General features: G+C 73.5%; 16 protein-coding genes and 2 pseudogenes. 9 read left to right on the forward strand and 9 right to left on the reverse strand.

The features are described 5' to 3' along the window. Positions 1–140 precede the first annotated feature (140 nt). A complete protein-coding gene (gene ald / locus E7744_RS01985) occupies positions 141–1259 on the reverse strand; it encodes an alanine dehydrogenase (RefSeq protein WP_137772674.1) in 1119 nt (372 codons plus the stop codon). A gap of 113 nt (positions 1260–1372) precedes the next feature. Here ald and E7744_RS01990 point away from each other — a divergent pair, with 113 nt between their 5' ends. Further along, entirely contained in the window at positions 1373–1879 is a 507-nt protein-coding gene (locus tag E7744_RS01990; RefSeq protein ID WP_246858508.1) for an Lrp/AsnC family transcriptional regulator, read from the forward strand. A 103-nt stretch (positions 1880–1982) separates the two neighbouring features. Continuing rightward, positions 1983–2741, forward strand: a complete 759-nt coding sequence (locus E7744_RS15920; RefSeq protein WP_210417143.1) for a WhiB family transcriptional regulator — start codon at positions 1983–1985, stop codon at positions 2739–2741. Between the two features lie 224 nt (positions 2742–2965). On the opposite strand, the gene E7744_RS02000 is transcribed toward E7744_RS15920, so the two are convergent. Beyond that, a complete protein-coding gene (locus E7744_RS02000; RefSeq protein ID WP_210417144.1) occupies positions 2966–4357 on the reverse strand; it encodes an MFS transporter in 1392 nt (463 codons plus the stop codon). 276 nt (positions 4358–4633) lie between these two features. On the opposite strand from E7744_RS02000, the gene E7744_RS02005 reads away from it, so the two are divergent. Next, positions 4634–5401, forward strand: coding sequence for a transporter substrate-binding domain-containing protein (locus tag E7744_RS02005; RefSeq protein ID WP_246858509.1), 768 nt, complete (start codon positions 4634–4636; stop codon positions 5399–5401). Between the two features lie 4 nt (positions 5402–5405). Here the strand turns inward: E7744_RS02005 and E7744_RS16555 are convergent. The 7 genes and pseudogenes from E7744_RS16555 to E7744_RS02040 form a co-directional block, all read right to left on the reverse strand. Further along, positions 5406–5639 (reverse strand): annotated as a pseudogene (locus tag E7744_RS16555) (PEP-utilizing enzyme); the annotation flags it as partial. Between the two features lie 140 nt (positions 5640–5779). Further along, a pseudogene (locus E7744_RS02015) lies at positions 5780–6274 on the reverse strand (PEP/pyruvate-binding domain-containing protein); the annotation flags it as partial. A 76-nt stretch (positions 6275–6350) separates the two neighbouring features. Next, positions 6351–6998, reverse strand: a complete 648-nt coding sequence (locus E7744_RS02020) for a GntR family transcriptional regulator (protein WP_137772676.1) — start codon at positions 6996–6998, stop codon at positions 6351–6353. Between the two features lie 208 nt (positions 6999–7206). After that, on the reverse strand, positions 7207–8712 hold the full coding sequence (tcuA, locus tag E7744_RS02025) for an FAD-dependent tricarballylate dehydrogenase TcuA (protein ID WP_137772677.1): 1506 nt from the start codon (positions 8710–8712) through the stop codon (positions 7207–7209). A 102-nt stretch (positions 8713–8814) separates the two neighbouring features. Next, positions 8815–9936 (reverse strand): alpha/beta fold hydrolase, encoded by a 1122-nt coding sequence (locus tag E7744_RS02030; protein ID WP_137772678.1) that lies wholly within the window; start codon positions 9934–9936, stop codon positions 8815–8817. Positions 9937–9994: 58 nt separating this feature from the next. After that, on the reverse strand, positions 9995–10777 hold the full coding sequence (locus E7744_RS02035; RefSeq protein ID WP_137772679.1) for a response regulator: 783 nt from the start codon (positions 10775–10777) through the stop codon (positions 9995–9997). Next, on the reverse strand, positions 10774–12498 hold the full coding sequence (locus tag E7744_RS02040; protein WP_137772680.1) for an ATP-binding protein: 1725 nt from the start codon (positions 12496–12498) through the stop codon (positions 10774–10776). The genes E7744_RS02035 and E7744_RS02040 overlap by 4 nt, the downstream gene beginning before the upstream one ends. Positions 12499–12691: 193 nt before the next feature. On the opposite strand from E7744_RS02040, the gene E7744_RS02045 reads away from it, so the two are divergent. From E7744_RS02045 to E7744_RS02070, 6 genes are all read left to right on the forward strand, one after another. Next, positions 12692–13675 carry a tripartite tricarboxylate transporter substrate binding protein gene (locus tag E7744_RS02045; RefSeq protein WP_137772681.1) on the forward strand — a complete coding sequence of 328 codons (984 nt, stop codon included), beginning with the start codon at positions 12692–12694 and terminating at the stop codon, positions 13673–13675. After that, positions 13672–14316, forward strand: a complete 645-nt coding sequence (locus E7744_RS02050; RefSeq protein WP_210417145.1) for a tripartite tricarboxylate transporter TctB family protein — start codon at positions 13672–13674, stop codon at positions 14314–14316. The genes E7744_RS02045 and E7744_RS02050 overlap by 4 nt, the downstream gene beginning before the upstream one ends. A gap of 1 nt (position 14317) precedes the next feature. Next, complete coding sequence (locus E7744_RS02055; protein WP_305764209.1) at positions 14318–16039, forward strand: tripartite tricarboxylate transporter permease; 1722 nt, start codon at positions 14318–14320, stop codon at positions 16037–16039. A gap of 199 nt (positions 16040–16238) precedes the next feature. Next, positions 16239–16955, forward strand: a complete 717-nt coding sequence (locus E7744_RS02060; protein ID WP_137772682.1) for a sirohydrochlorin chelatase — start codon at positions 16239–16241, stop codon at positions 16953–16955. 109 nt (positions 16956–17064) lie between these two features. Then, on the forward strand, positions 17065–18804 hold the full coding sequence (locus tag E7744_RS02065) for a nitrite/sulfite reductase (protein WP_137772683.1): 1740 nt from the start codon (positions 17065–17067) through the stop codon (positions 18802–18804). Next, positions 18801–19532, forward strand: coding sequence for a phosphoadenylyl-sulfate reductase (locus E7744_RS02070; protein ID WP_137772684.1), 732 nt, complete (start codon positions 18801–18803; stop codon positions 19530–19532). The genes E7744_RS02065 and E7744_RS02070 overlap by 4 nt, the downstream gene beginning before the upstream one ends. Positions 19533–19554 lie beyond the last annotated feature (22 nt).

Below are 19554 nucleotides of genomic sequence, written 5' to 3' on the forward strand. Positions count from 1 at the left end.
AACGCCATCGATCGGCGTCGCCCGGTGGAGGTGCCCTGATGGTCGGATCCATCTGACCATGCCGGACGGACACGTTAAGCACCGAGGCCCCCGGCGCCTCCTCGAGGGGAGCGCCGGGGGCCCGGTGCGGGCCACCGGTGTCAGGCGGAGACGAGCTCCCGGCGGTCCAGGTACGGCAGGCCGTGGGCCTCGCTGACGGAGCGGTGCATCACGTGCCCGTCCATGGTGTTCAGGCCGGCGGCCAGGGCCGGGTCCGCGGCCAGGGCGGCCTCGACGCCCCGGTCCGCCAGCGCCACCGCGTACGGCAGGGTCACGTTGGTCAGCGCGTACGTGGAGGTGTTCGGCACGGCGCCGGGCATGTTGGCCACGCAGTAGAACACCGTCTCGTGCACGCGGAAGGTGGGCTCCTGGTGCGTGGTGGGACGGGTGTTCTCGAAGCAGCCGCCCTGGTCCACCGCGATGTCCACGAGCACGCTGCCCGGCTTCATGGCGGCGACCATGGCGTCGGTGACGAGCTTGGGGGCCTTGGCGCCCGGGATGAGGACCGAGCCGATGACCAGGTCGGCCTCGACGACGGCGCGCTCGACCTCCAGCGCGTTGGAGACCACGGTCTTCAGGCGCCCGGCGTACTGGGCGTCGAGCTGGCGCAGGCGGTCCACGTTGATGTCCAGGATGGTCACCTCGGCGCCCATGCCCACGGCCATGGCCGCGGCGTTGGCCCCGGCCATGCCGGCGCCCAGGACGGTGACCTTGGCCGGGCGCACGCCGGGCACGCCGCCCAGCAGCACGCCCTTGCCGCCGGCCGGGGCGGCCAGCGCGGCGGCGCCGGCCTGCACGGACAGGCGCCCGGCGACCTCGCTCATGGGGGCCAGCAGGGGCAGGCGGCGGTCGGCGGTCTGCACGGTCTCGTAGGCGATCGCGGTCACGCCGGCGTCCAGCAGGGCACGGGTGAGCTCCGGCTCGGCGGCCAGGTGCAGGTAGGTGAACAGCACCAGGCCCTGGCGGAAGCGGTGGTACTCGGAGGCCACCGGCTCCTTGACCTTCAGCACCAGGTCGGCGCGGGCCCACAGCTCGTCGGCGTCCGCGACGATGACCGCCCCGGCCGCGCGGTACTCCTCGTCGGTGATGCCGGAGCCGACGCCGGCGCCGGCCTCCACGAGCACCTCGTGGCCGTGCTTGACGAGCTCATGGACACCGGGGACCGTGATGGCCACGCGGAACTCGTTGTTCTTCACTTCGCGGGGGACGGAGATGATCATGGGGGATCCTTATCGAAGAAACGGGCGCTTCGGGCAGATATTCTTGCGTTAACTCGGAAACGATGCGCGGAAATCGAAGATGATTCGGCACAACGGCAGGAATCGGAGGAATTGTGGAACACGCAAAACCCGCGGGGGCCGCGGCGTCGAAGGATCTGCGGCCGCACCGTGAGCTGGATCACCTCGACCGACGCCTGCTCGAGCTGCTGCGGGACAACTCCCGCATGACCAACCAGGCGCTGAGCGAGGCCCTCGGCGTGGCCCCCTCCACGTGCCTGGCCCGGATGAAGGCCCTCCAGCAGTCCGGGGTGATCCGCCGCTTCACCATCGACGTGGACCCCCAGGCGATCGGCCAGGGCATCGAGGCGCTCATCAGCGTCCGCGTGCGCCCGGGCGCCCGGCAGCAGATCGCGTCCTTCGGCGAGCGGCTCAAGGAGGTGCCCGAGGTGACCCAGTACTTCTTCCTCGGCGGCATCGACGACTTCATCATCCACGTCACCGCCCGGGACACCGACCACATCCGCCAGTTCGTCCTCGAGCACCTCTCGTCCAACCCCGTGGTGGCCACGACCCAGACGAGCCTCGTGTTCGACCACGTGGCCGGCCCGGCCGCGCTGTGAGGCACGTCTCCGGGATTCCGTTCCCGGATCCTGCAACCTTTGCGGCTTCGCCGCGGTAGTCCGTGATGTAACCATCGCTCGCCCCAGGAGAGGTGACGTCGTCATGGCCATCATCAATGCCGCGCTCCGCATCGCGGCCGACGCGTACCGGCACCGTGCCGAGCCCGTCGACCCGGTCCGGACCCCCGTCCGCCCCGACCGCGAGGTCCTCTCGCCGGAAGACTCGGCGCCGGGCATGTCGTTCGCCGGCCGGGTCCCCGACCAGCCGACGCCGGGGATGATGCCGCGCGCGGCCGTGGTGCAGCAGGCCCGGCCCGCGATCCGTCCCTCCACCCCGCCTGCCGCGCGTCCGGCGGCCGGGACGGGCGGGCGACCGGGACCGGACCGCCCGGCGGGCGGACCGGACGCCATGGGCCGCCCGCCGGCCGAGACGGCCCGGCGCCTGCCCGGGAAGCTGCCGTCCACCCGGCCGGAGGGATCCGGGCCTGCGCGCACCCCGGTGGCGCCGGCGTCGGGCCGTCCGCCCGCCCATCCCGCCGCGGCCGGGGCGCACCCCTCCGACCGGTGGAAGACGGCGGACGAGTGGAAGCTACGCGCCGAGTGCAGCCCCGCGGACACGGAGTTGTTCTTCTCCAAGGACCCGGTCGAGAAGCGCGCGGCCCTGGCGATCTGTGCGGACTGCCCCGTGGCGCGGGAGTGCCTCGCCGAGGCGATGGCCCAGGAGCAGGGGATGAACCTGCACGGGCGGTACGGGATCCGCGGCGGGCTCCAGCCCGCCGAGCGGCTCGACCTCGCCCGGGGCGGCCCGAAGCGCCGGGGCAAGCCCCGCGCGGGGCGGAGGAAGAAGACCGGCGCGGCCTGACGGCCCCGACGCCGGCCCCCACCGGACGAACGACGACGCCGGCGCCCGCCCCGGGAAGGGGAGGGCGCCGGCGTCGTGCGCCGGGGGAGGGGCTGGGGAAGGCGCTGGGGGGAGAGGGGCGCGGCGACCACCCTGCTGGACCGCCGCACCCCCGGCTCCGCGCACCCCGTGGACTTTGCGGGCAGAAGTCACCGGTGACTATTGCCCGCAAAGCGCGGGGTAGGTCAGGCGTGGCGCAGGGGCTTGCGGCTCGTCTCCGGGGCCAGGGCCACGGCGACGAAGGAGAGCGCGGCGGCGGCCATGAGGTACCAGCTCGGGGCGAGGTCGCTGCCCGAGGTGGCGATGAGCCAGGTGGCCACGAGCGGGGCGGTGCCGCCGAAGATGGCGTTGGAGAGGTTGAAGGACACGGCGAAGCCGGAGTAGCGGACCTTGGTCGGGAACATCTCGGCCAGGAAGCTCGGCAGGGTGCCGTCGTTGAGGGTCAGCAGGGCGCCCAGGAGGACCTGCACCAGCACGATCACCACGAAGCTGCCGGTGCCGAGCAGGGCGAACGCCGGGTAGGTCATCACGATGAACAGCACCGAGGCGCTGATGAGGACCTTCTTGCGGCCGAAGCGGTCCGAGAGCATGCCCGTGAGGAAGATGAAGCCGATGTAGGTCAGCAGCGCCACGGTGGTGGCGATGTAGGACAGGGTCTCGTCCAGGCCGATCTCCTGGGAGAGGTACGTGGGCATGTAGCTGAGGATCACGTAGAAGCCCACGGCGTTGAGCAGCACCGCACCGCTGGCCATGAGCAGGGCGCGCCAGTGCTTCGTGAACAGGTCGGACACCGGGGTCTTGACCGGCTCGTTCTCCTCGGCGAGCTCGCGGAACACCGGGGTGTCCTCGAGCTTGTTGCGGATGTACCGGCCGATCAGGCCCATCGGGGCGGCCAGCAGGAACGGCAGGCGCCAGCCCCAGTCGCTCATCTGCTGGCCGTCGAGCAGGCCGGTCAACAGCGCGGCGATGAGCGAGCCCAGCAGCAGGCCGGTGGCGGTGGAGGCCGGGACGACGGCGGCGAACAGCCCGCGCCGGTTGGCCGGGGCGTACTCGACGAGGAAGGCCGAGGCGCCGGCGTACTCGCCGGAGGCGGAGAAGCCCTGGACCACGCGCAGCACCAGCAGGGTGATCGGGGCCCAGAGGCCGATGGCGGCGTAGGAGGGGATCAGGGCGATACAGAAGGTCGCCAGGGACATCAGCAGGATCGACCAGGACAGTGCGGTGCGCCGGCCGACGCGGTCGCCGAGGTGCCCCCAGAAGAACCCGCCGAGGGGGCGGACGAGGAAGGAGATGGCGAACAGGCCGAAGGTGAGCATCAGGCCGGTCTGCGGGTCGGAGTCCGGGAAGAAGACCGCGGTGATGGTGACGGCGAGGTAGCCGTAGACGGCGTAGTCGAACCACTCGACGAAGTTGCCGATGAAGCTGGCCGCGACCACGCGCCGTCGGGTGGCGCGGATCTCCTCCGGCCGGGGCTGGGTGCCGGCGGAGGGGGAGGGGGTGCCGGCGGCTGCCGGGTCCTGCGTGGAGCTGGTCGTGGAGCCGGGCCGGGGCGCGGCGGGGGAGGGATTCTCGATCATGGGACCACCCTTCATTGGTTGCATGAGGTGCAACGAGGTTGCAAAGATGCAATCATGTGGTGTGGATCACGTCAACCCTCTGCCGCGGGCGTAGGGAGCGGGTACGGACCACCCGGGATACCCTCCGGGTGACCGCCTAGCATGAGGCACGTCACTCCCGCCCATGTGAGGAGCATCATGAGTCCCCAAGGAACTCCCCCTCGCCGTCTCGCCGCACTCCTCGTCCTCACCGGGCTCGCGCTACTCACTGGCTGTGCCGGCGACGTCCGGGCGTCCGTGGACGAGAGTGGATCGGCGGCCGGGGCCGAGGCGGCCCCCGCGTCCCGGCTGACCGCCATCCGGGAGGCCGGCCGCCTGAGGGTCTGCACCACGGGCGACTTCCCGCCCTTCGCCGTCGAGGACGAGACCGGTGAGCTCGCCGGCATCGACGTGGACATGGCCCGTGACCTCGCCCTGACCCTGGGCGTGGAGGTCGAGTGGGTGAAGACCGAGTGGAAGAGCCTGATGGAGGACTTCCAGGCGAAGTGCGACATCGCGGTCGGCGGCATCGACCGAACTCCCGAGCGCGCCGAGAAGGCCTTCTTCACCACCCACACCATGGTGGACGGCAAGACGCCGCTCGTGCGCTGCGAGGACGTGGAGGAGTACCAGACGGTGCAGGACATCAACCGGCCGGGCGTGACCTCGATCTTCCCGGAGGGCGGCACCCTCGAGGACTATGCCCGGGACACCTTCCCCCGGGGCGAGTTGAAGTCCCACGACGGTCCGGGGTCGATCTTCGACGAGGTCATCGAGGGGCGCGCCGACGTGATCACCATGGACCGGTCCGAGGTGCTCTACGTCGACCACGACAACGAGGAACTGTGCGCCGCGAACCCGGACGACCCGTTCACCTACGCCCAGAAGGGGTACCTGCTGCCCCAGGGTGACGTGGTGCTCAAGTACTACGTGGACCAGTGGCTGTCGATCGCGCGCAACGACGGGACGTACGAGATGATCTCCCGGCCCTGGTTCGGTGACGGGGACCTGATGCCGGGGCGCTAGTCGGTCAGTACCGGTCCTCTGGAGCCGCCCCCGGCCTCGTGTCAGGCTCGTGTATCCGGACCGTCCCCGTAGCCCCATCGATCGTGATCACCTGTCCATGGGTCAGCCGGGTGGTGGCGTCCGGCACGCAGGTGACCGCGGGGATGCCGTACTCGCGGGCCACCGTGGGCCCGTGGGTGACCGTGGACCCGTTCTCCGTGACCAGCCCGCCGAGCGTGAGGAACAGTCGCGTCCAGCCGGGGTCGGAAGTCGGGGACGCCTGCGGGCAGCACGTAGTGGTCGGAGTCCACGGTGCCGTCCACGACTTCGGTGCCGACTCCCCGGGACCGCGTCGATGACGTTCTCGGTGCGGGTCCCGGTCAGCGGGTTGGCCGTGAACATGACCCCCGCGGCAGCCGGGGCGATCATCCGCTGCACGACGACGGCCATCGCCGGGTCGTCGTGGTCCAGCCCCTGCGCGGCCCGGTAGGCTACGGCCCTCTCACTGCCCGGGGACTCCCAGCAGGCCCGGATCGCCGCGAACAGCGCGTCCGCTCCCTCCACCTCGAGCACGGTGTCCTGCTGGCCGGCGAAGCTGGCGTCCGGCAGGTCCTCTGCCGTGGCGCTGGAGCGGACGGCGACGGGCCCGCCGCCCAGCCGGGCGTAGGCCGCCAGGACGGCGTCCTCGGGCACGGTGCCGGCGCGGTGGGCGGCTGTCGTCAGGCAGAACCCGTCCGGTACCCGCTCTCCGGCGGCGACCAGGGCCCCCGGGCCGGCCGCCTTGCCGCCGACGAGCGGGGTGAGGTCCGGGGTGATGTCCGGGATGCGGATGATGTCCATGGGACGTACCCCCTGGTGACGGGGTGCCGAGGGAGCTCCGGACGGCTGCCACATGATACGCGGCCCCGGCCCCCAGCCGATGATCCGGCCGGGCCGCCGGCGTGGTCAAGACCTCCGCGGCCCGAGCCCGCTACCGCCCCGCCGCGTCCGCGAACATCGCCAGCCGCAGGGTCCGGGCGGTGCTCATGTGCGCGCGCATGGCCTCGCGGGCGGCGGCGCCGTCACGCTCGCGCAGGTGCCCCAGGATCGCGGCGTGCTCCTCGAGGGACTGCTCCCAACGGCCCGGCCGGGTCAGCGTGGAGACGGGGGCGTGGATCTGGTGGGTGGCCAGCCGGTCCAGCAGGTCGCTCAGGATGGGGTTGTGGGCCGCGGCCCACAGCGCCTCGTGGAACTCCACGTTCGTGGTCAGCCGCGTGGCGTTGTCCGGGTCCGGCAGCGACCGGTCCCGGGCGAGCAGCCCCTCGAGGCGCACGAGGTCCATCTCGGTGCGGGCGGCGGCGGCCTCCTCGGCGGCCTGCCCCTCGAGCAGGATGCGCAGGTCGTACACCTGCATCAGTTGCTCGGGGTCCAGCCGGCGCACCTGCAGGCCGCGGCCGCCGCGCTCGAGCAGGCCCTCCTGCTGCAGCCGGCCCAGCGCCTCGCGCACGGGGGTCCGGGAGACGCCGAAGCGCTCGGCGAGGGAGACCTCGCGGAACGGGGTGCCGGGCTCGTGCTCGCCGCGCAGGATCTCCGCCTTGAGCGCGTCATGGATCGCGGACGCGTCCACCTTCCCTGCCATCGGCCTGCCTTCCTGCTGCGGATTCGTCGTGCTGCCGGCGCCGCCCGCACGAGCACCGCCCCCGCCCGGTGGGGCAGGGGCGGGAGCCGCGCTGTGTCTCACCGGCCGGCGTCGGGCCCCTGGGGCGGGACCCGCGCTGGGTGCCGCCTGCCGCCGTCGTACCCCGCAGGGAGTCACGGTGACGACGACGGCCGGGAGGCGGGCGCTGTCAGGCCAGCGTACCGGCGCGGCGGCCGAAGACGACGCCCGCCGCCAGGCCGGAGCCGCCCGGGTAGTTGGCCGAGAACAGCCCGCCGAGCATCTCGCCGCACACGAACAGGCCGGGGATCGGCTCGCCCTGGGCGTCGAGCACGCGGCCGTGCGTGTCCGACTTCAGCCCGCCGAAGGTGAAGGTGATCCCGCAGGTCACGGCGTAGGCGTAGTAGGGGCCCTGGTCGATCGGGGTGGCCCAGTTGGACTTCACCGGGGTGGTGTCGGCCCTGCGGCCGTCCTTGACGGTCGGGTCCCACGCCACGGAGGTGTCGATCGAGGCGTTGTAGTCGCGCACGGTCTCCTCCAGGGTCCGGGCGTCCACGCCGATCTTCTCGGCGAGCTCGGCCAGGGTGTCGGCCCGCTCCACGGAGATGCCGGGCATGTCGTACTCCTCGGTGCGGAGCATCTTACGGAGGTTCGCGTCGAATACCTGGAAGGCGACCGAGCCGGGCTGCTTGAGGATCTCGCGGCCGAACTTGGCGTAGGTGTAGTTGCGGAAGTCCTCGCCCTCGTCCACGAAGCGCTTGCCCTCGGTGTTGACGATGATGCCCAGGAAGTAGGACTGGCGGGTCAGCCGGTTGGTCAGCTCGCGGTTGGACTCGTTGTCCGGGGTGAAGGCGTCCCACTGGGTGGAGTGGCAGGTGGACCAGTCGCCGGCCTTCTGCGCGCCGATGGCCAGCCCGGCGGCGATCATGTCCCCGTTGTTGAAGCGGGTGCCGCGCACCTTGGCGTTCTCCCAGCCCTCGCCGAGGTGCTCGCGGCGCCACTCGGCGCTGGACTCGAAGCCGCCGGCGCCCAGCACCACGGACTCGGCGCGCAGCTCGGTCACCGTGCCGTCCGGCTGGCGGACCTGCACGCCGCGCACGGCGCCGTCCTCGACGACCAGGCCGCAGACGTCCTGGCCGAAGCGGACCTCGGTGCCCAGCTCCCGGGCCACGGCGAGGTGGTCGTGCATCAGGCCCTCGCCGCCGCCGACGTTGCCCACGTGCAGCCCACCCCAGAACAGGTAGGAGCCGTCCTCGCGCTGGTAGGCCTGGCGCTCGTACATCAGGCGGTACTTCAGGCCCAGCGACTTCAGCCAGCGCAGGTTCGGGGCGGCCTCGTGCACGAGGGCGTCGGTCAGGTCCGGGTCGTTGCGGCCCTCGGTGACGCGGGCCAGGTCAGTCGCGTAGTCCTCGGGGGAGTAGGGCGGGACCACGGTGACCGCGTGGCGCTCGTCCGGCTCCACGAGGTCGGCCAGGTCCTCCAGGCCGCCGTGGGCGATCCGGGTGGCGCCGGCGGTGTAGTAGCTGTTGCCGCCGAACTCGTCCTGCGGCGCCTTCTCCAGCAGCAGCACCTTCCGTCCGCGGACGGCGGCGGCGTGGGCGGCGGTGAAGGCGGCGTTGCCCCCGCCGACGACGATGACGTCGGCGTCCAGGGCGTGCTGGTCCTCGCGGGTGGTCTCGGGTGCGGAGGTGGTCATGGGGTGCCTTCCGGTCGTGGCGCGTCGGGGCGTCGGCGTGATGTTGTGCACGAATGTATACAGTCGTGCACAGTCGCGTCAAGGGATGATGGGGCGGGGGGCCTACCGCTCGGCCGCGCGCACGCCGGTCATCCAGCGCAGGATCTCCGGCCACAGCTCGCGGTGTGCCGAGCGTCCGACGAGGACGCCGACGTGCTGGAGGCCGACGCCGATGTCGCCGCGGTAGCGCAGCACCCGCTTGCCGGTGCTCGCCGCCGCGTCGTGGAAGGGCAGGATCGAGCGGGGCGGGACGATGCTGCTGCGGGGATCGACGACGCTCAGCAACGGGGCCGTCAGCCGGGACGGGCCGACCCGTTCTCCGGCCACGGCCAGGGTGCCGCCCATCAGCTCGTCGCGCCGGTACAGGTGCTCCACGACGTCCTCGAACAGCTGCCCCGGCATCGCGAATTCGTCCAGCATCCATCGCTGCACGCGCCAGTGGGTGGCCAGCCGGGTCGGGTTCGCCAGGCTGGCGGCCCGGTCGAGGTAGGGCTCGAGGCCGAACTCCCGGGGCGACGCGGAGGCGCTGACCAGGTCCAGGAACGACCCGGGCACGCCGCGGTGCCGCGGGCGCAGCCAGCCGGCGTGCGGGGCGGCGGCCACCACGGGGGCCAGGGCGCCGGCGTCGGCGCCGAAGTGCACCGGTGCCTCGAGCAGCACGAGGCCGGCCACGAGTTCCGGACGGCGGACGGAGAAGATCGCGGCCAGGGTGCCGCCGAGGCTGTGGCCGGCCAGGGCCACGCTCGCCGCGCCCGTCTGGCGGAGCACCTCCCGGGTGCAGGCCAGCAGGAGGGTGTCCGCGTACTGCTCGAGCCCCCAGTGCTGCTGGTCCGTCCCGGGCTCCGTCCACTCGGCGAGGAAGACCCGCAGCCCGGCGGAGTGGCAGGCGGCCACCACGCTGACCGCGGGTTCCAGGTCCCAGATGTAGTGCCGCTTGATCGGCGCCGGGACCAGGAGCACGGGAGGGCCGGCCTCCGGTGCCGGGCTCGATCGCGACCCCGCGTCGGAGGCGGGGTAGGCGTGGAGCCGCACCCCCGGTGCCGGGTCGCTGACGACGGACGGCGTCGTCCGGGGCGCCGCCCCGGCGTGGTCGAGGAGCCGCCCGGACCACTGCCGGAGGCCGTCCCGTCCGGCGCCCAGCAGGTGGGCGTACTCCACGGGCGGCAGCCCCCCGGCGTGGTGCATGGTTCCGGCCTCCCAGCGTCGTTGCCCCGACCGTATCAGCGGTGGTGCCGGGGGTGGGTCAGCCGCCCGTCCACACGTAGCGGTGCTCCGGGCGGCCGGTGGCCCCGTAGCGGGGGCGCAGCTCGGCCAGCCCGTGGCCGGCCATCAGGTCCAGGTAGCGCCGCGCGCTGACCCGGGAGATCCCGCAGGCCTCGGCCACCTCCCGGGCCGAGCGGTCGACGCCGGCCCCCGCCTCCCGCAGGGCGTCCGCCACGCGGCGCAGGGTCGGGGCGGAGAAGCCCTTGGGCAGTCGGGTGGGCAGGGTGGCGCCGGACGCGCCGGCTGTATCACCGGGCGCGCCGGTCCCGGTCCCGGCGACGGCGGCCCCGCCCTCCCGCGGGGGCAGCCCGGCGGCTCCGCGCACGAGCCGGTCGATCTCCGCCTGGTCGAGTTCCCCGCCGTCGAGGGTGTCCTGCTCGGCGCCGGCGGGCTCGGCGTAGAGCGCCGCGAAGGCGAGCAGCCGGTCGTTGAACTCGTCCCGGCTGAAGGGCTTCACGAGGTAGCCGTCCACGCCGTGGCCCACGGCCCGGCGGACGGTGTCCCGCTCGCTCGCGGCGGTCACCATGATGACCGCGACGTCCGATCCGGCCGCCCGCAGGTCCTCCAGCACCTGCACGCCGCTGCGGTCGGGCAGGTGGACGTCCAGCAGCACGAGGTCCACCTCGTGCTCGGCGAGGAATCCCGCCACGGGCAGGCCGCGCTCCAGCACGCCGGCCACCTCGAAGCCCTCCAGGGCCTCCACGAAGCGGCGGTGCATGCCCGCCACCGCGAAGTCGTCGTCCACGATCAGCGTGCGGATCATCCGCCTCTCCTCTCGCCGTGCGCCAGCGCGGCGCTCTTGCCCTCCCCGCCATTCTCGCCCGGCCACGCGGCGTGGAACCGGGCCCCGCCCAGCGGCGAGGTGCCGACGACGACCCGGCCGCGCCGCCGTCGCACGATCCGGTCCACGAGGGCCAGGCCGACGCCGCGCCCGCCGACGGGGCCGGCGCCCTGCTTCGTCGACTCGCCCCAGCGGAACAGCCGGTCCACCGCGGCCGGGTCCAGGCCGGGTCCGGAGTCGTCCACGGTGACCGCCACCCCGCGCTCGCCGGCGCGGACCGCGAGGCGCACCCGGCCGCCGTCGCCCGCGGCCTCGATCGCATTGGTCAGGAGGTTGGCCACCACGGTGAGGGCGTCGTCGTCGGCCTTCCAGCCCGGTTCCACCGCGCAGGCGGGCGCCTCGCCCGGGCCCGCGCCCTCTCCGTCTCCACCGGAACCGAGCGCGCCCGCGCCACCGTCACCGTCCGCCGTCTCCGGCGCCACCTCCAGCTCCACCCCGGCCTCCCGCGCCGCCGCGGCCTTGGCCCCGACCAGCGCGGACAGGGAGGCGTCGCCCAGCTCGGCGCGCCCGGGGCCGCCGACGGCGCCGGTGAGCGAGGCGATGTACTCCTGCGCCTCCCCGGCCTCACCGAGGGAGAGCAGCCCGGAGATCACGTGCAGCCGGTTGGAGAACTCGTGGGTCTGCGAGCGCAGCGCCTCGGTGAGGCCGCGCTGGCCCTCGAGCTCGCGCAGGGAGGACTCCAGCTCGGTGCGGTCCTGCAGGGTCAGGGTGCGCCCGATCCGCCGGCCCGCCGCCACGGTGGGGCGCACGCGGGCGAGCAGGATGCGCTCGCCGGCGAGCACGAAGCCGGGGGTGTCCTCGGGGGCGGCGGGGGAGACGAGCAGGGCGGCCACGTCCGGCTCGAGCACCTCGGCGGCCGGACGGCCCTCCACGTCCCCGGTCACCCCGAGCAGGCGGCGGGCCTCGTCGTTGGCCAGGGTGACGGTGCCGTGCCCGTCCACGCCGATGACGCCGTCGCCCACGCTGTGCAGCAGCGCCTGCCGGGACTGCTGCAGCGCGGCCATCTCCTCGGGCTCGGCGCCGTAGATCCGCCGGCGCACGTAGCGCGAGGCCAGGGCGGCGCCGGCGGTGCCGAGACCTGCGGCGGCCAGCACCCACGGGGCGAAGCCGAGCACCACCTCGAGCAGGTCCGCGCGGATGTCCGACTGCAGGATGCCCACGGACACGCTGCCCACCACGGTGTCCCCGTCCCGGATGGGCACCTTGGAGCGCAGGGTCACCCCCACGGGGCCCTCCTCCACGCCACGGAAGGTCTCGCCGCTGAGGATCGGCCCGTGGTCCGAGGACACCGGCCGCCCGATCAGCTCCGGGTCCGGGTGCGCCACGCGCAGCCCGTCCCGGTCGACCACGACGACGAACGCCACGCCCGCGGCCCGCTCGGCCAGGTGCGCGATCGGCTGGATGCGCTCGACCGCGTCCGGCGCGTTGACGGCGGCGATCACCTCCGGGTGGGCGGCGATCTCCGTGGCGACGGTGTCCACCTCCTCGAAGGCCAGGTCCCGGGTGCGCTGGTCCTCCACGCGCAGCACGACGGCGGCCACGGCCAGCACCGTGAACAGCACGATCGCCACCTGCAGGGCCAGCAGGCGCCGGCGGATGCGGCGGCCGGCCCGCGGGGTGGCCGGGACGCGGGGCAGGGGCACGGGGTCCTCCTGTGCTCGGGGGTGGACGGGTGCGGCCGGCGGGCGGACGCCCGTGACCAGAACTTTCTTAACCACCTCTTATGACCACAACCGCATTCGGGCTGTGGCGCGCGTCACGGTCCTGTCATCGTGGTGATCCGGCCCACAGGAGTTCGTGGGCCCTCACATATCCCCATCGAGAGTACGGACAACGATGAGTTCACGCACAGTCAGAAGGGCCATCCTCGGGGTGGCCGCGGCCGGCGTCGTCGGCCTGGCGCTGGTGAACGCCGCCGCGGACGGCGGCGAGGCGACCGCCCGCTCCAAGCTGGTGCTGATGGCGCCGGCCGCCCCCGGCGGCGGCTGGGACGGGTTCGCCCGCGAGTCGCAGCAGGCCATCAAGTCGGGCGGCATCTCCAACAACGTCCAGGTGGTCAACGTGCCCGGCGCGGGCGGCACCATCGGCCTGGGCCAGTTCGCCCAGATGGACGGCCGCTCGGACATGCTCATGGTCACCGGCGGCGTCATGGTCGGGGCCGTGGAGCTGGCTGATTCCGGCACCACCCTGGACGACGTGGAGCCGGTCGCCCGCCTCGCGGACGACTTCGCCGCCCTCGTGGTCCCGGCGAGCTCGCCGTACCAGACCCTGGACGAGTTCATCGAGGCCTGGAGGAAGGACCCGGGCGGCACCTCGATCGCCGGCGGCTCGCTCGGCTCGATCGACCACCTGCTGACCGGCCTGGTCGCCGAGGAGATCGGGATCGACCCGAAGCAGGCGAACTACATCGCCTACTCCGGCGGCGGCGAGGCGCTGACCTCCATGCTCTCCGGCACCACGGTGGCGGGCATCTCCGGCTACAACGAGGTGGCCGACCAGGTCGAGGCCGGCATGCTGCGGGCCCTGGCCGTGTCCTCCGAGGAGCGCCTGCCCGGCGTGGACGTCCCGACGTTCAAGGAGCAGGGCGTGGACGCCGTCATGGCGAACTGGCGCGGGCTCGCCGCGGCCCCGGGCGTCTCCGAGGCGGACGAGCAGGAGCTGCTGGAAATCATCGACGAGTACCGGCAGACCGAGCACTGGCAGGACGCGCTGGAGCGCAACGCCTGGACGGACAGCTACATGACGGGTGAGGAGTTCGACGCCTTCCTGGCCGAGGAGACCGCCCGCACCCAGGACATCGTGGAAGGACTCGGCCTGTGAGCACCCTGATGCAGACCCCGACGCCGGAGCGCACCTCCGGCGCGAGCGCCCGCCGGCCCTTGTGGTCCGGCCGGAGCGAGCTGGTCATGCCGGTCCTGGTGGCCGGGCTGGCCACGTGGCTGGCGGTCGAGACGGCGACGATGCACGTGCTGGGGGAGTCGGTCCCCGGACCGCAGTTCTTCCCGACCATCGTGTGCGTGCTGCTCTTCGCCGTCGCGATCGTCCACGCGGTCCAGGTCCTGCGCAGCCCCCGGCTGCCGGACCCCACGGACGACGCCGAGAACGCGGACATGTCCTCGGACCTGCTCGGTGACCTCGCCAGCGCCTCCGAGCGCGGCCGCCGCCGGATCGCCGGCCAGGACCCGGACGCCACCCTCCCGAAGGACTGGAAGACCTACACGGACTGGAAGACCGTGGGGATGGTCGTCGGCGGGATCGCCGCGTTCATCCTCGTGCTGCCGGTGCTGGGCTGGGTGTTCTCGGCCACCGGGCTGTTCTGGGTGGTCTGCCGGGCCCTGGGCAGCCGGCGCGCCCTGTTCGACCTCGGCGTCTCGCTCGTGTTCTCCTCCGTCATCCAGCTGGCGTTCAACGCCGGGCTGGGCCTGAACCTGCCTGCCGGCCTCCTGGAAGGACTGCTCTGACATGGACCAGTTGTCCCTGCTCCTCGAGGGGCTCGGCTCGGCGCTGACCCCGATGAACCTGCTGTGGGTGGTCATCGGCGCCGTCCTCGGCACGGCCGTGGGCGTGCTGCCCGGCCTCGGCTCCGCCATGGCGGTGGCCCTGCTGCTGCCCATCACCTTCACCCTGGACCCCACCGCGGCGTTCATCATGTTCGCCGGCGTGTACTTCGGCGGACTGTTCGGCGACTCCACCTCGGGCATCCTGCTGAACACCCCGGGCAACTCCTCGGCCATCGCCTCCACCTTCGAGGGGCACCGGATGGCCAAGGACGGCCGGGCGGCCAAGGCGCTGGCCACGGCGGCCGTGGGCGCCTTCGTCGGCGGGCTGATCGCCACCACGCTCGTGGTGTTCTTCGCCCCGGTGCTCGTGAGGATGGCCACCGCCTTCGGCCCGGCCGAGTACTTCGCGCTGGCCGTGTTCGCCTTCCTGGCGATCTCCTCCGTGGTCTCCGAGTCCGTGGTCAAGGGCCTGGGCGCCCTGGGCATCGGCCTGGTGCTGGCCATGGTGGGCGTGGACGGGCCCTCGGGCACCGTGCGCTACACCCTGGGCCTGCCCCAGCTGTTCGACGGCATCTCGATCGTGGTCATCACCGTGGGCCTGCTGGCCCTGGGCGAGGTGCTGCACATCGCCGGGCGCATCCACCGCGACCCGGCCGGGGCCACCATCACCTCCAAGGGCCGGCCGCGGCTGGACCGGCACGACGTCCGCCGCGCCCTGCCGGCCTGGCTGCGCGGCACCGCCTTCGGCGTGCCCTTCGGCATCATCCCCGCCGGCGGCTCCGAGGTCCCCACGTTCCTGGCGTACGGCACCGAGAAGCGGCTGGCCCGCCGGCGCGGTGACGCCGAGTTCGGCACGGCCGGCTCGATCAAGGGCGTGGCCGCCCCGGAGGCCGCGGGCAACGCGACCGCCGGCACCGCGATGGGCGCCCTGCTGGCCCTGGGCCTGCCGACCTCCGCGACCGCGGCCATCATGCTGGCCGCGTTCCAGCAGTACGGCATGCAGCCGGGTCCGCTGCTGTTCGAGCGCAGCGGGGACCTGGTGTGGACCCTGCTGGCCTCGCTGTTCATCGGCCTGGTGGTGCTGGTCATCCTGAACATGCAGTTCGCGGTGCTGTGGGCCAAGCTGCTCTACATCCCGCGGCACTACCTGTACGCCGGGATCACGGTGCTGTCCATGCTGGGCGTGTACGCGATCAGCTCGGCCACCCTGGACCTGTGGGTGGTGCTGGGCGTGGGCCTGCTGGGCCTGGTGATGCGCCGCTACCAGTTCCCGCTGGCCCCCGTGCTGATCGCCGTGGTGCTGGGCCCGCTGGCCGAGACCGAGCTGCGCCGGGCGCTGACCGTCTCCGAGGGCGACCCGTCCATCCTGGTCTCCAGCCCCGTGACGGTCATCCTGTACTCGGTGCTGGCACTGGCCCTGGCGGTCTCCGCGGTGCAGCACGTGCGGCACCGGCGGGAGCGGGCGGCCGGGATTGCTGCTGACGGCGGTCCGGACAACGGCCCGGGTCCCGACGGCGGCCCGGGCACCCCGGTGGGCGCCCCCTCCGGCGCGGACGGCCTCGCCGGCCCCGACGCCGGCCCGGGGCCTGCCGCCGGCCGGTCGCCGGAGGCGCTGGTCGGTGCTGCACCGATCGGGTCCGGTGCCCACGGGGCCGGGGCGACCGGGTCCTCAGGCTCCCGGTAGGGACCACCGGGGTGGACCGGCACGGTTCCCGCAACCGAGCCGGAACGCCCCGGGACAACACCGCGGACCGGCGGGACGGTCATCGCCTGCGGGCGGTGACCGTCCCGCCGCCGTGTGGCGGCTGGTGCGCTGCGGCGGGGGTGTCGCGGCCCGGCGCAGCGCCGGGCCGCCCCCGTCCCGCCCTCACTAGGGTGGTGCCATGACCGAGTCGATGCATGTCCTGGCCTGCGCCCACGGGACGGACGATCCGGACGGCCGGCGCGCCGTCGACCGCCTCCGCGCGGAGGTGGCGGACGTGTGCCGCCGGCGGGGGATCGATGCCCGGGTCCACGAGGCGTACGTGGACGTCCAGGAACCCGCCCTGGAGGACGTGCTCGCCTCCCTGCCCGCGGGGGAGCCCGCCGTCGTCCTGCCCCTGCTGCTGTCCACGGGATACCACACCCGGGTGGACATCCACCGGGCGATCCGCTCCCGTCCCGGCACCGTGGCCGCCGCACCCCTCGGGCCGGACCGGCGGCTGGCCGCCGTGCTGGCCGAGAGGCTCGCGCAGGCCGGGCTCGGCGACGGCGACGAGGTGATCCTGGCCTCCGCCGGCACCCGCGTGGCCCGGGGCGTCGAGGAGGTCCTCGAGATGGCGGCCCGGCTGGGCGAGGAGATCGGGCGTCCGGTCACGGCGGCCTTCGGGTCCGCGGCCGAGCCGAACGTCCGGGACGCGGTCCGTGACGCCCGGGCCCAGGGCGCTCCCCGGGTGGTCATCGCCTCCTACCTCCTGGCGCCGGGGTTCTTCCACACCCTGCTCACCCGGGCCGGTGCGGACGTGGTGACCGGCCCCCTGCTGCCCTCGCGCCTGGTGGCCGAGTGCGCCGTCGACCGGCTGGAGGCGGCGCTTCACCCGGCGTCACACGAGGACTCCTGACGTCAGGCACCGGGCCCCCGGGCCCGGCTCGGCGGCCCCAAGGGCCGAACGTTGCTCCGTGTGTGGGGACGCTTGTCCGCCCTCCCGGGAGCTTCCTACCGTCGACGGCATGACCCAGGTGACCGAGACCACCACGCCGACCACCACGCCGACCGCCGCGACCGCCCGCCCCTCGCGGCGCCCCGCCGCCAAGCCCCACGGCCAGTGGAAGGTGGACGGCACCGCGCCGCTGAACCACAACGAGGAGTTCAAGCAGCAGGACAACGGCCTCAACGTCCGTGAGCGGATCGAGCAGACCTACGCGCGGGAGGGCTTCGACTCGATCCCCTCGGACGACCTGCACGGCCGCTTCCGCTGGTGGGGGCTGTACACCCAGCGCAAGCCGGGGATCGACGGCGGGAAGACCGCCACCCTGGAGCCCCACGAGCTCGAGGACCGCTACTTCATGCTGCGCGTGCGGATCGACGGCGGCGCCCTCACCACCGAGCAGCTGCGCGTCATCGGCGGCATCTCCACCGAGTTCGGCCGCGACTCCGCCGACGTCACCGACCGGCAGAACATCCAGCTCCACTGGATCCGGGTGGAGGACGTCCCGGAGATCTGGCGTCGCCTCGAGTCGGTCGGGCTGTCCACCACCGAGGCCTGCGGTGACGTGCCCCGGGTGATCCTGGGCTCGCCCGTGGCCGGGATCGCGGCCGACGAGATCATCGACCCCACGCCGGTCATCCGCGAGATCGCCCAGCGCTACATCGGCGACCCGGAGCTGGCCAACCTCCCGCGCAAGTTCAAGAGCGCCATCACCGGGCACCCCTCCCAGGACGTGGTGCACGAGATCAACGACATCTCCCTGGTGGGCGTGGTCCACCCGGAACTCGGACCCGGCTACGACCTGTGGGTCGGCGGCGGACTGTCCACCAGCGCCCGCCTGGCCGATCGCCTCGGGGCCTTCGTCAGCGAGGAGCGGGCGGCCGAGGTGTGGCACGGGGTGGTGCAGGTCTTCCGCGACTACGGCTACCGCCGCCTGCGCACCAAGGCCCGGATGAAGTACCTCCTGAACGACTGGGGGCCCGAGCGGTTCCGCACCGTGCTGGAGGAGGAGTACCTCGGCTACGCGCTGCCGGACGGCCCGCCGCCCGCCCCGCCCACCCGTCCCGGGGACCACGTGGGCGTCCACGAGCAGAAGGACGGCACCTACTACATCGGGGCCGCGCCGGTGGTCGGACGGATGAGCGGCACGCGCCTGACCGCGCTGGCCGACCTGCTGGAACGCCACGGCTGCACCCGCCTGCGGGCCACGCCCCACCAGAAGATCGTGGTGCTGGACGTGGCCCCGGACCGGGTCGACGCCGTCGTGGCCGGCCTGTCCGAGCTGGGACTGGACAGCGCGCCCTCGGTCTTCCGGCGCTCGACCATCGCCTGCACGGGCCTGGAGTTCTGCAAGCTCGCCATCGTGGACACCAAGGACACCGCCGCGCGGACCATCGCCCAGCTCGAGGAGCGCCTGGCGGACGTGGCGGACCGGCTGCCGGAGCGGCTGAGCCTGCACGTCAACGGCTGCCCGAACTCCTGCGCCCGGATCCAGACCGCGGACATCGGCCTGAAGGGCCAGCTGCTGCCGGACGCCGACGGCGGCCAGACCCCGGGCTTCCAGGTCCACCTGGGCGGCGGGCTGGCCTCCAGCGACCGGGAGACGGCCGGGCTGGGCCGCACCGTGCGCGGCCTGAAGGTGACGGCCGGGGACCTGGTGGACTACGTCGACCGGCTGGTCCGGCGCTACGACGAGGAACGAGACCCGGGCGAGACCTTCGCCCACTGGGCACACCGAGCAGACGAGGAGTCCCTCCGATGAGCACCACACCAGCACAGGGCGTCCGGAGCGCCGGGGAGCAGGACCGGCTGCGGCGCCTGGCCGAGGCGGGGGCCGCCGAGCTCGGCTGGGACGCCCCCGCCGAGGAGGTCGTCGCCTGGGTCGCCGGGCACCTCGCGGTGGAGGACACCGCGGTGGCGTGCTCGATGGCCGACGCCGTCCTGCCGCACGTGGTGTCCCAGCGGCTGCCGGGGGTCGACGTCCTCTTCCTGGACACCGGCTACCACTTCACGGAGACCCTCGCGACGCGCGACGAGGTGGCCCGCCGCCTGGACGTGAACATCGTGGACGTGCACCCGGAGCAGACGGTGGCCGAGCAGGACGGCGCCCGCGGCCCGGAGCTGTTCGCCCGGGACCCCGGGCTGTGCTGCAGGCTGCGCAAGGTCGACCCGCTCAACCGCGCCCTGGAGGGCTACCGCCTCTGGTTCACCGGGGTGCGCCGGGACGAGGCCCCCACCCGCACGAACACGCCCCTGGTGACCTGGGACGAGGCCCACGGGCTCATCAAGGTCAACCCCGTGGCCACGTGGACTCTCGAGGACCTCAGCGGCTACTCCGCCCGCCACGGCCTGCCGGAGAACCTGCTGCTGCACCACGGCTACCCCTCGATCGGCTGCCTTCCCTGCACCCGGCCGGTCGCCCCCGGGGAGGACCCGCGCTCGGGCCGGTGGTCCGGGAACGACAAGACCGAGTGCGGCATCCACGTCTGACCGGTCCCTCGACCGGTCCCGT

The sequence above is a fragment of the Citricoccus sp. SGAir0253 genome (assembly GCF_005877055.1).
Lineage (GTDB): Bacteria > Actinomycetota > Actinomycetes > Actinomycetales > Micrococcaceae > Citricoccus.

Bases quoted from the DNA above. Each gene is read 5' to 3' on its own strand.
- ald (WP_137772674.1), bottom strand. From the start codon at position 1,259: ATGATCATCTCCGTCCCCCGCGAAGTGAAGAACAACGAGTTCCGCGTG.
- E7744_RS15920 (WP_210417143.1), top strand. From the start codon at position 1,983: ATGGCCATCATCAATGCCGCGCTCCGCATCGCGGCCGACGCGTACCGG.
- E7744_RS02000 (WP_210417144.1), bottom strand. From the start codon at position 4,357: ATGATCGAGAATCCCTCCCCCGCCGCGCCCCGGCCCGGCTCCACGACC.
- E7744_RS02020 (WP_137772676.1), bottom strand. From the start codon at position 6,998: ATGGCAGGGAAGGTGGACGCGTCCGCGATCCATGACGCGCTCAAGGCG.
- tcuA (WP_137772677.1), bottom strand. From the start codon at position 8,712: ATGACCACCTCCGCACCCGAGACCACCCGCGAGGACCAGCACGCCCTG.
- E7744_RS02030 (WP_137772678.1), bottom strand. From the start codon at position 9,936: ATGCACCACGCCGGGGGGCTGCCGCCCGTGGAGTACGCCCACCTGCTG.
- E7744_RS02035 (WP_137772679.1), bottom strand. From the start codon at position 10,777: ATGATCCGCACGCTGATCGTGGACGACGACTTCGCGGTGGCGGGCATG.
- E7744_RS02045 (WP_137772681.1), top strand. From the start codon at position 12,692: ATGAGTTCACGCACAGTCAGAAGGGCCATCCTCGGGGTGGCCGCGGCC.
- E7744_RS02055 (WP_305764209.1), top strand. From the start codon at position 14,318: ATGGACCAGTTGTCCCTGCTCCTCGAGGGGCTCGGCTCGGCGCTGACC.
- E7744_RS02060 (WP_137772682.1), top strand. From the start codon at position 16,239: ATGACCGAGTCGATGCATGTCCTGGCCTGCGCCCACGGGACGGACGAT.
- E7744_RS02065 (WP_137772683.1), top strand. From the start codon at position 17,065: ATGACCCAGGTGACCGAGACCACCACGCCGACCACCACGCCGACCGCC.
- E7744_RS02070 (WP_137772684.1), top strand. From the start codon at position 18,801: ATGAGCACCACACCAGCACAGGGCGTCCGGAGCGCCGGGGAGCAGGAC.